15 protein-coding genes are annotated in these 12,595 nt (G+C 63.2%); 9 read left to right on the forward strand and 6 right to left on the reverse strand.

Features of this window, described 5'->3' with window-relative positions; translation table 11 throughout:
* The first annotated feature begins 9 nt into the window (after positions 1-9).
* From AC0ZT5_RS05670 to AC0ZT5_RS05680, 3 genes are read left to right on the forward strand one after another with little or no spacing between them, the layout of a single operon-like run.
* Entirely contained in the window at positions 10-1,107 is a 1,098-nt protein-coding gene (locus AC0ZT5_RS05670) for an ABC transporter ATP-binding protein (protein WP_488495607.1), read from the forward strand.
* A gap of 33 nt (positions 1,108-1,140) precedes the next feature.
* Positions 1,141-2,304, forward strand: a complete 1,164-nt coding sequence (locus AC0ZT5_RS05675; protein WP_488495608.1) for a mandelate racemase/muconate lactonizing enzyme family protein — start codon at positions 1,141-1,143, stop codon at positions 2,302-2,304.
* A 22-nt stretch (positions 2,305-2,326) separates the two neighbouring features.
* Positions 2,327-3,067: a ribonuclease activity regulator RraA gene (locus AC0ZT5_RS05680; RefSeq protein ID WP_488495609.1), complete on the forward strand. Its 741-nt coding sequence runs from the start codon at positions 2,327-2,329 to the stop codon at positions 3,065-3,067.
* 175 nt (positions 3,068-3,242) lie between these two features.
* Here AC0ZT5_RS05680 and AC0ZT5_RS05685 read toward each other — a convergent pair whose 3' ends face one another.
* Positions 3,243-4,259 carry a zinc-dependent alcohol dehydrogenase family protein gene (locus tag AC0ZT5_RS05685; protein ID WP_488495610.1) on the reverse strand — a complete coding sequence of 339 codons (1,017 nt, stop codon included), beginning with the start codon at positions 4,257-4,259 and terminating at the stop codon, positions 3,243-3,245.
* 94 nt (positions 4,260-4,353) lie between these two features.
* Here AC0ZT5_RS05685 and AC0ZT5_RS05690 point away from each other — a divergent pair, with 94 nt between their 5' ends.
* Positions 4,354-5,304: a LysR family transcriptional regulator gene (locus AC0ZT5_RS05690; RefSeq protein ID WP_488495611.1), complete on the forward strand. Its 951-nt coding sequence runs from the start codon at positions 4,354-4,356 to the stop codon at positions 5,302-5,304.
* Between the two features lie 30 nt (positions 5,305-5,334).
* Here the strand turns inward: AC0ZT5_RS05690 and AC0ZT5_RS05695 are convergent, their stop codons facing one another.
* On the reverse strand, positions 5,335-5,703 hold the full coding sequence (locus AC0ZT5_RS05695) for a hypothetical protein (protein WP_477288109.1): 369 nt from the start codon (positions 5,701-5,703) through the stop codon (positions 5,335-5,337).
* A gap of 279 nt (positions 5,704-5,982) precedes the next feature.
* Here AC0ZT5_RS05695 and AC0ZT5_RS05700 point away from each other — a divergent pair, with 279 nt between their 5' ends.
* A complete protein-coding gene (locus AC0ZT5_RS05700) occupies positions 5,983-6,816 on the forward strand; it encodes a PA3715 family protein (RefSeq protein WP_488495612.1) in 834 nt (277 codons plus the stop codon).
* Between the two features lie 118 nt (positions 6,817-6,934).
* A complete protein-coding gene (locus AC0ZT5_RS05705; RefSeq protein ID WP_488495613.1) occupies positions 6,935-7,366 on the forward strand; it encodes a cupin domain-containing protein in 432 nt (143 codons plus the stop codon).
* A gap of 84 nt (positions 7,367-7,450) precedes the next feature.
* Here the strand turns inward: AC0ZT5_RS05705 and AC0ZT5_RS05710 are convergent, their stop codons facing one another.
* Together AC0ZT5_RS05710 and AC0ZT5_RS05715 are read right to left on the reverse strand one after the other, a co-directional pair.
* Positions 7,451-7,906, reverse strand: coding sequence for a carboxymuconolactone decarboxylase family protein (locus AC0ZT5_RS05710; protein WP_488495614.1), 456 nt, complete (start codon positions 7,904-7,906; stop codon positions 7,451-7,453).
* 106 nt (positions 7,907-8,012) lie between these two features.
* The gene (locus AC0ZT5_RS05715) at positions 8,013-8,441 is read right to left on the reverse strand and encodes an SRPBCC family protein (RefSeq protein ID WP_488495615.1); all 429 of its coding nucleotides are present in this window, start codon (positions 8,439-8,441) and stop codon (positions 8,013-8,015) included.
* A gap of 192 nt (positions 8,442-8,633) precedes the next feature.
* Between AC0ZT5_RS05715 and AC0ZT5_RS05720 the strand changes: the two genes are divergently transcribed.
* From AC0ZT5_RS05720 to AC0ZT5_RS05730, 3 genes are all read left to right on the forward strand, one after another.
* Positions 8,634-9,410, forward strand: a complete 777-nt coding sequence (locus AC0ZT5_RS05720; protein WP_488495616.1) for a copper homeostasis protein CutC — start codon at positions 8,634-8,636, stop codon at positions 9,408-9,410.
* The gene (locus tag AC0ZT5_RS05725) at positions 9,407-9,904 is read left to right on the forward strand and encodes a GNAT family N-acetyltransferase (RefSeq protein ID WP_488495617.1); all 498 of its coding nucleotides are present in this window, start codon (positions 9,407-9,409) and stop codon (positions 9,902-9,904) included. The genes AC0ZT5_RS05720 and AC0ZT5_RS05725 overlap by 4 nt, the downstream gene beginning before the upstream one ends.
* A 94-nt stretch (positions 9,905-9,998) precedes the next feature.
* Positions 9,999-10,484 (forward strand): SRPBCC family protein, encoded by a 486-nt coding sequence (locus AC0ZT5_RS05730; RefSeq protein WP_488495618.1) that lies wholly within the window; start codon positions 9,999-10,001, stop codon positions 10,482-10,484.
* Between the two features lie 19 nt (positions 10,485-10,503).
* Here the strand turns inward: AC0ZT5_RS05730 and AC0ZT5_RS05735 are convergent, their stop codons facing one another.
* Together AC0ZT5_RS05735 and AC0ZT5_RS05740 are read right to left on the reverse strand one after the other, a co-directional pair.
* Positions 10,504-11,526 (reverse strand): acyltransferase family protein, encoded by a 1,023-nt coding sequence (locus AC0ZT5_RS05735; RefSeq protein ID WP_488495619.1) that lies wholly within the window; start codon positions 11,524-11,526, stop codon positions 10,504-10,506.
* Between the two features lie 269 nt (positions 11,527-11,795).
* A complete protein-coding gene (locus tag AC0ZT5_RS05740) occupies positions 11,796-12,593 on the reverse strand; it encodes an FAD binding domain-containing protein (RefSeq protein ID WP_488495620.1) in 798 nt (265 codons plus the stop codon).
* Between the last annotated feature and the right edge of the window lie 2 nt (positions 12,594-12,595).

Genomic DNA, 12,595 nt, shown 5'->3' on the forward strand with positions numbered 1-12,595 from the left:
GAGTTGCCGATGGCCCACGTGGTCCTCAAAGATCTCGTCAAGACCTATGGCGGCTTCAAAGCTGTCAACAACGTTTCGCTGACGGTCAACGACGGCGAGTTCGTTGCGCTCGTCGGTCCTTCAGGCTGCGGCAAGACAACCACGCTCAATCTCGTTGCGGGGCTGATCCCGATCACGTCGGGCGACATCGTCATCGGCGACCGGGTGGTCAACGACCTCGACCCCAAGGACCGGGACATCGCAATGGTGTTCCAGAACTACGCGCTCTATCCGCAGAAATCCGTCTATAAGAACCTGGCGTTCCCGCTGCAGATGCGCAAATTGCCTAGGGACGAGATCGACAAGAAGGTCAAGGACGCGGCGCGAGTGCTCGACATGACGCACCTGCTCGAGCGCAAGCCGCGCGAACTTTCCGGCGGGCAGCAGCAGCGTGTAGCCCTGGGCCGTGCCCTCGTCCGCGACCCGGCCGTGTTCCTCATGGACGAGCCGCTCTCCAATCTCGATGCCAAGCTGCGCGTGCAGATGCGGTCGGAGATCAAGCGCTTCCACCAGGACCTCAAGGCGACGATCATCTATGTGACGCACGACCAGCTCGAAGCCGTGACCATGGCCGACAAGATGGCGGTGATGAACGGCGGCTTCTTGCAGCAATACGATTCACCGGCGCAGGTCTTTGCCCATCCGATGAACATGTTCGTCGCAAGCTTCATCGGCAGCCCGGCGATGAGTCTTATTCCGCTGCAGGCATCGACAGCGAACGGCAACGCCGTGTTGACCAGCGCGGAGGGCTGGACCCTCGAGCTCTCGCCGCGCAACGCCCGCAAAGTCGCGGGGGCAACGACCAAGAAAGTCGTGCTCGGCGCACGTCACTCGACGATCCAGCTCCACAAGAGTGCGGTGCCAGGCAGCGTCCCGGCAAAGGCCTACACGGTGGAGCCGACCGGAGACGTCACCTTCGTGCAGGCGTTCCTGTCCGGCGCGATCGTCAATGTCAGCGTGCCGCCGACCATTGCCGTCGCGCCCGACGAGCAGATCTGGCTCGAGTTCGACCAGGAGCGCATGCATCTGTTCGACGGCGAAACTGAAATGGCCCTCAAGGCCGATTGAGACCGGGCGGATGCTTGTGGGACGTGGGCTTGGATGACTACGAAGCTTAAGATTACTGCGATCAAGCCCTATCCGGTGTGGGTTGGAACGCGCAACCAGATGCTCGTCAAGGTCGAGACCGATCACGGCATTTTCGGCTGGGGCGAGAGCGGCTTGAGCGGCCGCGAGAGGGCCGTGGCCGGCGCGGTCGAGCACTATCGCGAGTTTCTCATCGGCCGCGATCCCATGCAGATCGGGCGGATCTGGCAGGAAGTCTATCGCAGCCAGTACTTCGAAGGCGGGCGCGTTCTGCAGGCGGCGATTTCCGCCATCGACATCGCCCTTCACGACATCAAGGGCAAGGCGCTTGGAGTGCCGGTCTACGAACTGCTCGGCGGCAAGCAGCGTGACCGCATCCCGACCTTCGCCTCGACCGGAGACGAGGCCGAGGGCGATGTTGCCATCGAGCGAGCCCGCGAACTGCGCGCACAGGGGTGGCAGGCGATCCGCTTCTTCCCCGTCGGGCAAAGTAGCAGGGACATCTTCGAGCCTCGCGAGTCGATCGGCGTTACTGCGACCATGCTGAACAAGGCGCGCGAGGCGCTGGGCGACGACGTCGTCCTCGGCATCGACTATCACCATCGGCTGTCGGTGGCCGAGGCGGCGAGCTTCTGCAACAAGCTCGGCCGTGGCGTGCTTGATTTCCTCGAGGAGCCGATACGCGACGAGACACCGGAGGCCTACGAATCCTTGCGGACGATGACCGACATCCCCTTTGCCATCGGCGAGGAATTTGCCAGCAAGTGGCAGTTCCTTCCCTACATCGAGCGCGGCATCCATCAGTTCAACCGGCTCGATATCTGCAATGTCGGCGGGTTCACCGAGGCGATGAAAGTCGCTGGCTGGAGCGAGGCGCACTATGTGGACCTGATGCCGCACAATCCCCTTGGCCCAGTGTGCACGGCCGCGACCGTGCATCTCGCCGCCGCGGTACCCAACTTCGCGTGGCTCGAGACCCGGGTGCCCGAAAGAAAGCTGGGCTTCGACAATTCCGACTTCTTCCCTGTGCAACCACGGCTCGACGGACCCGACTATCCAGTCAGCGACCTGCCGGGGCTCGGCGTCGAGGTCAACGAAGAGGCCGTCCAGGCGGAGAGCTTTCGTTTTTGGGAAGCGCCTCACCTCAAGCGCCGCGACGGTTCTGTTACCAACTGGTAGTTCCATTCACCGGAGTCTAAAAATGACGCATACCCCCGACATTACGCGGCCGCCTAAAGACCTGATCGACGCGCTGAGGGAAATCGGCGCCGCGACGGTTGCCGGCACGCTTGGCCACATGGGTTTCCGCAATCCGCACATGGTCGGTCCCGTGCCGCAGAACCGCGGGAAGTCGATCGTCGGGCCGGCGCTGACGCTGCAGTTCCTGCCGCAACGGCCGGACCTCTTCAACGAGGGAGAATATGCCGATCCGGAGACGCAACTGCACCGGCACGTGCTCTATCACGCGCAGGAGGGCGACGTGGTCGTGGTCGACGCGCGTGGCGACATGAGCTCTGGCGTCTTCGGCGATATGATGTCGACTTATTTCAAGGGCAGAGGCGGCGCGGGTATCGTCATCGATGGATGCATGCGCGACCGGCCCAATGTCGAAAAGCTCGATCTGCCGCTATGGCTGCGCGGCTGGACGCCAAATTATCATGTGCAGACCAGCATCTATCCCAATGCCGTCAACGTTCCGATTGCCTGTGGCGGCGTCACGGTGATCCCCGGCGACATCATCATCGCCGACGACGACGGGGTGGTGGTGCTTCCCGTGGCAATGGCCGCAAAAGTGATCGATGAATCGCAGAAGCATCACGATTGGGAGGAGTTCTCACGAGCGAAGCTCATGGAAGGCGGGTCCTTGCAACGATATTATCCTCTGCATGACGATGCCCGCGGAGAGTACGAGGCGTGGCGCAAAATCAACTCCAGATCTTGATAAACGGGACGTTGGTCGCGTCTTTCCATACGTGACAACGCATCAAACTACCTCCTGAAGGCGCCTGCGCCTAAGTTTGATTGCTAGCACTGTTACGACGGAATTTTTCGAACGGCACGTTCGGGCGAAGTGGTCGAGATCTCCGCTGGTGGAAGAGACAGGCAGGCCTCGGCTTTTATCCGAGACTGACCACAACCTTGCCGAACGGCCCGCGCCGCTGGTGCGCGAACGCCTCGTGGACATCCTCGAACGGGTAGACGGCATCGATCACCGGTCTGACGCCCAGCGCCTCGATTGCCACGTTCATGCGCTCGAACTGCCGCCGGGAGCCCGTGGCGATGCCTTGAAGTGTAATGCGGTTGCGTGTGAGCACCGGCGTCGGCACGGACAACTCGGTACCCGCAAGCTGACCGATGAGGGACACCCGCCCGCCGGCTGCCACCGTCTCGATCGATTGCCGCAGATTGGCGTCGCCGATCAGTTCCAGCACATGGTCCACCCCGCGCCCGCTCGTGAGAGCCCGCACCTCTGCGGTCCAGTCGGGGTTGATGCTGGTGTCGTCGCAGAGCTTTGCACCTAGCATCCGGGCGCGTTCGAGCTTGTCGGCGTGGCGCGACAGCAGGATAGGCACCTGCCCAAAGGCCAGCGCGAATTGCAGCGCAAATAGTGCCACGCCGCCGGTTCCTTCGATGAGCACGGTCGTACCCGGTCGCGACCGGCCGAACTCGACCAACGCCGACCAGGCGGTAAGCGCCGCGATCGGCAACGTCGCGGCTTCCCCGTCGCTGAGTGAAACCGGAGCCAGCACCGCGGCGTCCTCGCCCAACACAACTTCGCGCGCCAGCACGCCCGGCAGCGACACCCCCAGCGTCTGCTTGTGCAACACCGTCGGCGCATCGCCGTCGGGCCAATCGGCAATGACCTGACCCAATACACGGTCGCCGACGCGGAAACGCGTCACTTCGGGCCCGATCGCGACCACTTCGCCCACTGCGTCCGACACCGGTACGAAAGGCAGCGACATCGCCGGCAGCTTGCCATCGATCAACAGCAGGTCCTTGAAGTTGAGCGCCACCGCACGCACCGCGACCAACAGCGCGCGCCGGCCGACCGACGGCAACCGCACCGTCTTGCGCACCAGCTTGTCGAGCCCGAACCCGGTCATGTGCCAGGCTTCAGTCATGTCGCCCATCTCGCATCTCCAACCTTGTTCGGGCTGTATTACCATTGCGCGCTCAGCTACAATGATGCGAATTCGTCGGAAGATCGTTGCTGAAAGCTCTACAATGGGCCTGGTACCTGGCAGCCTTGACGGTGCCCTCGCCTTCGTCCAAGCGGTCGATGCGGGCAGCTTTACCGCCGCGGCGGCGCGGTTACGCCTGACCAAATCGGCCGTCGGTCGCAAGGTACTGCAACTCGAGCAGCGGCTGGGCGCGCGCCTGCTCAACCGCACAACTCGCCGCTTGAGCCTGACGGCCGATGGCGAAATCTACTACGAGGCATGTCGGCGCGCATTTGCTGGGCTCGGCGAGGCACAGGACCTCATTGCCGCCGGACGACAGGTGCCGGCGGGCGTTGTGCGGCTCACTCTGCCGCTCGCCTTTGGCCGCCGCTGGGTGGCGCCGGTGCTGTTCGGGCTAGCCAAGGTCCATCCGGCGCTCCGGCTCGAGATCGGCTTCGATGACCGCCGCACCGACCTCGTCGACGACGGCATCGACCTCGCAGTACGGGTCGGTTCTATCGAGGACAATGCCTCACTGACCGCTCGACGGCTGGGCACGCAGCGCTCGCTGTTGTGCGCCAGTCCGGCCTACTTGGCCACGGCCGGAACGCCTGCCGATATCCCGGGGCTGAGGCAGCATGCGCTGCTGGTCTACGGCCGGCGCGATTTCACCAACCCATGGCCACTGCCCGATGGCGTTATTGGAACCATGCTTTACCAGCCGCAACCCAAGCTAATGATCGGCGACGGCGATGCGCTGTTGCAAGCGGCGGTCGCCGGCTGCGGCATTGCCTTCCTGCCCGACTGGCTCGCGGGCGACAGCCTGCATCTCGGCGAGTTGGTGCCGGTGCTGATGAGCTCGTCTGTGGAGACAGCGCCGATCCACCTGCTGTGGAGCGCCGGCCGCGTCGTGCCGCCGCGTATGCGGGTGATCATCGACGCGTTGGTTGCCCACGCTGCTTTGCTGAAGGAAGGGATACGAACCGTCGCCACGCCTTCCATGCCGGGGTCTTGAGGCGCCGCCAGCGAAAAATAAGGCCGCCCGTCACCGTGAGGCAGCGGCCCCCCTGGGACGCCAAATTGGCGACACCAATGAAGCGGCGGCGCTAGGCGTGGCGACAGTCTCCCGGCTCCCAAAATGGCGTGCTGGCAGCGGGCGGTCGGCGCTTTGCTCTTGGTCCGATTCACAACCCACTTCAATAATTCCGACCAGTGCGCGAACAAATTCGACCATATCGTTTGCCGTGATTGCTGCCTTGTCAGGACTTTGCCCAACGTTCTCGGCAGCTTCGCAACATGAGCGGCGAATGAGATCGTAGTGTAAATCCCTTTCATCCTCCGGCAACGCGGCCAATTTCATTGCCCTGCGATGGATCAATCGCAGCAATTGTTCGAGAGCTGTTCCGACACTCATGCGTTTGCTCCGCATTGGTCGAGCGTCCCGCGGCTCCAAGGGCGCGCGTTGAAACGTCGATGAGGAGGGTGTTCCCCGTCCCCATGGAGGAAAGGTTGCATCACAGCCGTTAATATATCGTTGCCGGCTAATATAAGACGCTCGTTCCATCGACCCGCGGGGGGCGGAGACTGATCTTGTTGATGAAGGTGACGTTGCAAAATCCGGGCCCGTCCAAACGCAACAACTGTGCTACACGCGGATCTCCAAGCGAACTCGGCCCTGCAACGTGAGAATCCCATGCGAACAGTGTTGCGCACCCTCTTCCTCGGCCTCGCCGCGGCCAGTCTGTCGCCCGCCTGGGCCGCCGCCGGCGATTGCGGCGATGTTGTCGCCCTGGTGCAGCAGGCCTATCCCAAGGCCAAGAGGAGCGTCGACGGCGCTTCGCTGACACTCGAACCCCATATCAGCATCCCCCTGACGCTCACGGACTACGAAACCCCAGTTGGCCTGGTCTGCAAGATCTGGCCCGCGCATGATGACCTGTTTCTGGTCGCAGTGCCGCTGATGGACAGCGTCGAAGCCAGCGAAGACAGGCATGTTGGCGATATTGAGCTTCTGGTCGCCGACAGGAAGAGCCTGGGCGTGCGCCAGCGCCTGCTCCAGCCCGGCCTGATGACCGATGACGCCATAGCCATCCGCAAGGTCGAATTCGATACCGGTCGCTATCGGTTGGCACCCGATGTCTCCGCCTTTGGCTTGCGTATCGAACTGGCAACCCATTCGCAGGTCACTCCTTTCGACGAAACCGGCCTGCGGCTCTATGCCGTCGCCGGCGACACCCTGCGCTTGGTGCTCGGCGGCCTAGCCGTGGCCGGCCATGGCGGCGAAGGCGACGCGAGTTGCGCCGGCTCCTTTCATTCCAGCCAGGTCAGCCTGGCGATGAGCGCGGCGAGCCACCACGGCTATCACGACATCACAGCGATCGAGCAGGCGGATACCGACGAACCCTTGCCCGACAAGGATGGCGAGTGCCAGTCTCATCCAGGCAAGTCCGTGAAGCGGACCTACCGGCTACGCTACGACGGCACCCACTATCCGGTTCCGGCGGCGCTCAAGGCAATGGAGCCGTAACAAAGCCGCCCGCGTCGATGGATCGTCGTTCGAATCGGAAAAGGTGCAAGCGGAGCGAGAGGCATGCCTTGCATGCGGATGGCCGCAGAGCGATGCTGGCGCGGGGGTGGAGTGAATCATGCGAAAAATTCTGATGTCAGGGCTGCTGCTGGCGGTCGCGTCATTTGCATCCCCCGCCCTCGCGCTGGACAGCAGCGGCACGCCCGTCGTCGTGACGCCGCTGGCATCACGCACGACAACCGCCTCCGGCCAGCCGATCACGCTGCCACAGAAAAACGTGCAGGTTCTGGTGTCGACTTATGACATCGCGCCGGGTGCGACCTTGCCGGTCCACAGGCACCCCTTCCCGCGCTACGCCTATGTTCAGGCCGGGACGCTGAAAGTCACCAATGTCGAGACCGGCAACAGCAACACCTACAAGACCGGTGATTTCATCATCGAAATGATCGGCCAGTGGCATCAGGCCACCAACATCGGCGACGGTCCGGTCAAGCTGCTGGTGATCGATCAGGTCGAGGAAGGCGCCAAGAACACGGAGTTGCGCCAGTAGCGGCCAAGGCTGACATCCGCGTCCAATGGCCGGAGATGTACCCTGCCTGTGGTGCCACCGCATGGCCGCGCCTCTGCTCCACGGCTACCCCCAGGCGCCGACCATCTGCCGTGTCGTGGCGCTAAGCCGGTTGAAGGCGTTGATCAGCGCGATCTGGATGACCAGGGCGGCAAGCGCCTTTTCGTCATAAAGGCGGGCGGCTTCGTCCCAGACATCGTCCGGCACCGCGTCGGGCCGGTCGGCGAGCCTTGTGCCGGCCTCGGCGAGCGCCAGGGCCGCGCGTTCGGCATCGGTGAAGTACGGCGTCTCCCGCCAGGCCGCGAGGGCAAAGATCCGCTCGTCCTTTTCGCCGGCCTTCTTCAACTCCCGCGCATGCATATCGACGCAAACGCTGCAGCTGTTGATCTGGCTGACGCGCAGATGGATCAGCTTGCGCGTCACATAGGGCAATTCGGCCGCCTCGGTCGACTTGTCCAGCGCCAGCAGCGCCTGCAGGGAGCCGGGAATGAGCACCACCGGATTCTTGATTCTCGCTTGCATGGTCTTTCTCCTTTTTGAGGCTTCGTCAGGGCATGTTTTGCCGGGCCCGGACGCCGCGCATCCAGGCTTTTGAATTTGATTGGTGTCGTCCGGTGATGTCAGGCTATCAGCCCTGCTTTGCGGCGACCCGTTCGAGCCGCTCGAGGATACGCGGCCAACCGCTTCCCATGCCGACATATCCACGCTCGTCGGCGGGCCGGAATCCCGACTGCTCCATCCTCACCCGGGTTGCTGCGCCCTCGCGCGTGAGCGACCAGGTCACCACGGTTTTCAGCCCGCTGTCCGATTCCGTCCCATCGCCCCAGCTGTAGGCCAGCAGGCGCGGCGCCTCGACCCTCAGCACCACACAATTTGTCACGCCGGACCAGCCCGGAACCGGCGCCGCCCGCAAGGTGAAACGATGTCCCTCTTCCGCCACGAAATCATTCTGCATCAGCCATTCGGCAACGAACTCGGGCACGGTCAGCGCCCGCCATATCTTCTCGGGCGCATGCGGGATCAGGCGTTCGACGACGATCGATTTGGTTTCAGTCATGTCCACTCTCCTTGTCGATCAAGAACGAAGCTGCGTTGCCCAGGCGAGATCAATAACCCGTCGGCTATGGGATAATCCATAACTTATTGGTTATGAGAGTGTCAAGCAGGGAAATGCCACCTGGCCCAAACGGCGGCGCGCTGTTCGCGCTTTCGCACCAACCGGCCTGATGCTAGGGCTGGCGGCCATATCATGGAACTGGATCGCCCCTTGACCAAAGAAACTCGCCTGCCGCTGATCGAAATCTGTGTCGAAGGCATTGACGGCCTGCTGGCCGCGCAGGCCGCCGGCGCCGACCGGGTCGAACTGTGCGCCAGCCTCATTGAAGGCGGCATCACGCCGAGCCTCGGCACGGTGCGCGCCGCCCTCCACCAGGCGACCGTGCCGTTCCACGTCATGGTGCGGCCGCGCGGCGGCGATTTTCTCTACAGCGAAACCGAGTACGCCTCGATGCTCGCCGATGTCATCGCGCTGCGCGACCTCGGCGTGCCCGGCGTGGTGTTCGGCTGCCTGAACGCCGACGGCACCATCGACGAGGCCCGCATGAGTGAATTGACGCAGGCCGCTGGCTCCTTGAACGTCACCTGCCACCGCGCCTTCGACATGACGCGCGACCCCGCCGAGGCGCTCGAAACGCTGATCCGCAGCAAGGTCGGTCGTGTGCTGACCAGCGGCCAGCGCGACACGGCGGTCGAGGGCATGTCGCTGTTGGCGGATCTGGTTCGACAGGCCGGGGACCGCATCGTCATCCTCGGCTGTGGCGGGCTTGACCTCGGCAACATCGCGGAAGTGCGCAGAAGGACCGGGTTGTCAGAAATGCATTTCGCCGCCCTCAAAGACGTGCCGAGCGCCATGGACTACCGCAACCCGCATGTCGGCATGGGTGGCTCCGACCTCGACCGCGAATACCGCAACACCTTGACCGACACAAACCTCGTGGCGGCCACCATTGCGGCTGCCAAGGCATGAGCGTAACCGCTACCCCGATCAGCCTTGTCTCGGCCGAAGACGAAGCGGCGATCCTCGCGCTCAACAACGAGCACGCAGCCGAACTATCATGGCTGGAGCCCGAACGGCTGTCTTTCCTGCTCGGCGAGGCGTTTTACACGCGGCGTATTGGCGATCTCGAAGCCTTCATCATGACCTTCGACCAGGACGCACACTACGACAGCCCGAATTTCGTCTGGTTCCGCGAACGCTACCCCCGCTTCGTTTATGTCGACCGTGTCGTCGTGGCGGCGCAAGCGCGTGGCCGCGGCCATGCGCGCCGGCTCTATCAGGATCTGTTCGGCCAAGTTGAGCGCGCCGGCCACACGCTGGTCACCTGCGAGGTCAACACCGACCCGCCGAACCCCGCCTCGGATGCCTTCCACGCCGCGCTTGGCTTCGCGGAAGCGGGCGACGCCGTCATCCACGGCGGCAAGAAGGCGGTGCGCTACTACATCAGACGGATTTCCGACTGATACATCAGGCGAATCTCCGCCTGATCCCGCTGGCGCTGGCCACGCAAAGAAGCCGCAGCTAATATCAATGTTTCCGCCAACCGGAGGAAACGCGATGCCGAGCAACGTCTTCCGCTTCGACGAAAGCTGGCACATCCCCGAGAGCACGCCGCAGGAAGTCTGGGAGGTGCTCTCGGATGCCGAATTGCTGCCGCTGTGGTGGGGCGACGTCTACAAAAAGGTGGTTCCGCTCGACAGGAAGGGCAAGGCGACCATCGGTTCGCGCGCAAGGGCACGGGCTCGCGGCGCCCTGCCCTACGAGCTGAACTTCATCATCGAGGCCGCCGAACTCGAACCCGGCAGGCTGGTGGTGGTGAAAACCCTTGGCGATTTCGACGGGCTGTGGCGGGCGGAATTGTCGCCGTCCGGCACCGGCACCCATGTGCAATTGACCTGGCAGGTCACCGTGCTGCGGCCGATCCTCAAATTCCTCGCACCGCTGCTGCGGCAGGCCTTCGCATGGAACCATCGCTGGACGACGCCGCGCGGCGAAGCCGGCCTCAAGCGGTATCTGACGGACAAGAAGCGTCGGTCGGCTTAGCGCCAACAGCGCTGCGGCATTACCAGTTGCGGTTGAGCCATTCGCGTGCCGGTCGCTCGATGACGTAGTAGCTGCAGAGCGCGCAGACAAAGACCCCGGCCAGCATCGGGATCGGGGCGCTGCCTTGCTCATAGACGAATTTGTAGAACGGCTGCTGCCACAGATAGAGCGAGTAGGACCACAGCCCAAGCGTCGCCATTGGCCAGGAGGACAGCAATCCGGTCAGATAGCGCGGGCTGAAATCGAGTGCGTTGACGGCCAGCGCCAGCAGCGGCACCGCGAAGAGATAGTGGATCGGTGTCGGCACCGGATCGAGGAACAACAGAACGGCGCAGATCGAGGCCGCCAGCGCCACATGCTTGCCGCTGGACACCGCCGGCAGCCGGCCGTCGGCCTTGAGCAGGCAGATCGAGGCCGACAGCAGGATCGACGCGATATGCACATCGGTGCGCCAGTAGGTGGTTTCGTAGTCCATCCCGAACACCCAGTACGAAACCGCGCCGTTGGCCATGGCAAGCAAGGCCAGTGCCAGGAGCAGCACGACGACGCGAGAGCGGCTTAAGACGACGACGCTGATCAGCGCCAGGATGATATAGGCATGCTCCTCGATGCAGAGCGACCAGATATGGTCGAGCGCCCCCGCCCGCGTAACGAGAATGCCGGCATAATTGTAGGTGAATGTCAGCGCCGTCAGCGCCGCCTTCCATTTGAAGGCGATGAAGGTACCGGAGAGCGCAATCATCGCGACGATCACGAAGACCAGGAGCGCCGGATAGATGCGGGAGAAGCGGCGCTTGAAGAATTTCTTCAGCGGGTAGCGCTCGATGAACAGGATCTCGCCCATCAGCCGGCCGCTGAGCACGAAGAAGAATTCGACGCCCAGCACGCCCAGATTGATTCCGGGAACGGGAAAGAAATGGCCGATCAGCACCAGGGCGATCGACAGGCCGCGCCAGCCATCGAGATAGGCCAGTCTTGTCCTGGCCGCTCTCTCAGCGGTCGATCGGGGCAGAACCATGCTGGTCGCGGAAATTTCGGACATGCCGATCCCTTTGCATTGGACATGCGAAAGGGCATGGCGGTCCACGCTCCAACCCCGTTCGCATTCCCGCCCTACCGCATATTGCAGTGCAAGATAAATTTGTGCAAGTGCGAGATTGCCGCCGAAGCTGGTCCAGGGAAAGTATGTGCCGGAATTGCTTCAAGCAAAAATGGTGGTGGGCAATTCCTTCAGGGACTGGACCGTCTGCGGGTCGCCGCACGCGAAAAAGGGGCCGCTGTGGCCCCTTTCCTTGTCCGCGACAGATGGTGTCAGGCGTTGGCTGCAGCCACGGCGCGCTTTGCCATCACCGCGATCAGATTGGCGCGGTAATCGGCCGAGGCGTGGATGTCGGTCATCAAATTCTTCGCCGGCACTTTCACGCCTTCGAGCGCCGAGGCCGCGAAATTCTTGGCCAGGGCCGCCTCGATCTCCTTCGAGCGGAAGACGCCGTCATCGCCGGCGCCGGTGACGGCGACGCTGACGCCATCCTTGCCCTTGGCCACGAACACGCCGACGATCGCATAGCGCGATGCCGGGTTGCGGAATTTTTCGTAGGCCGCCTTGGCCGGCGCCGTGAAGGTGACGGCGGTAACGATCTCGCCTTCCTTCAGCGACGTCTCGAACAGGCCTTTGAAAAACTTGTCGGCGGCGATCTGGCGCTTGTTGGTGACGATGGTGGCGCCGAGCGCCAGCAGCGCCGCCGGATAGTCGGCCGCCGGATCGTTGTTGGCGATCGAGCCGCCGATCGTCCCCCGGTGGCGCACCGCCGGATCGCCGATCAGCGACGCCAGATGGGCAAGCGCCGGGCAGGCCTTCTTCAGCTTCTCGTCATTGGCAACGTCAAAATGCGTGGTGGCGGCACCGATGGTGACCGTCTTGCCCGACACCTTGACGCCCAGCAGCTCCTTGATCTTCGACAGGTCGACAAGGTCGGAGGGCGCGGCAAGTCGCGTCTTCATCGCCGGGATCAGCGTCATGCCGCCCGAAAGCAGCTTGGCATCGCCCGTCTTGATCAGCTTGGCGGCGTCTGCGACCGAGGCGGCGCGGTGATAATTGACCGAATACATTG

This window comes from Mesorhizobium sp. CNPSo 4670 (genome assembly GCF_057784235.1).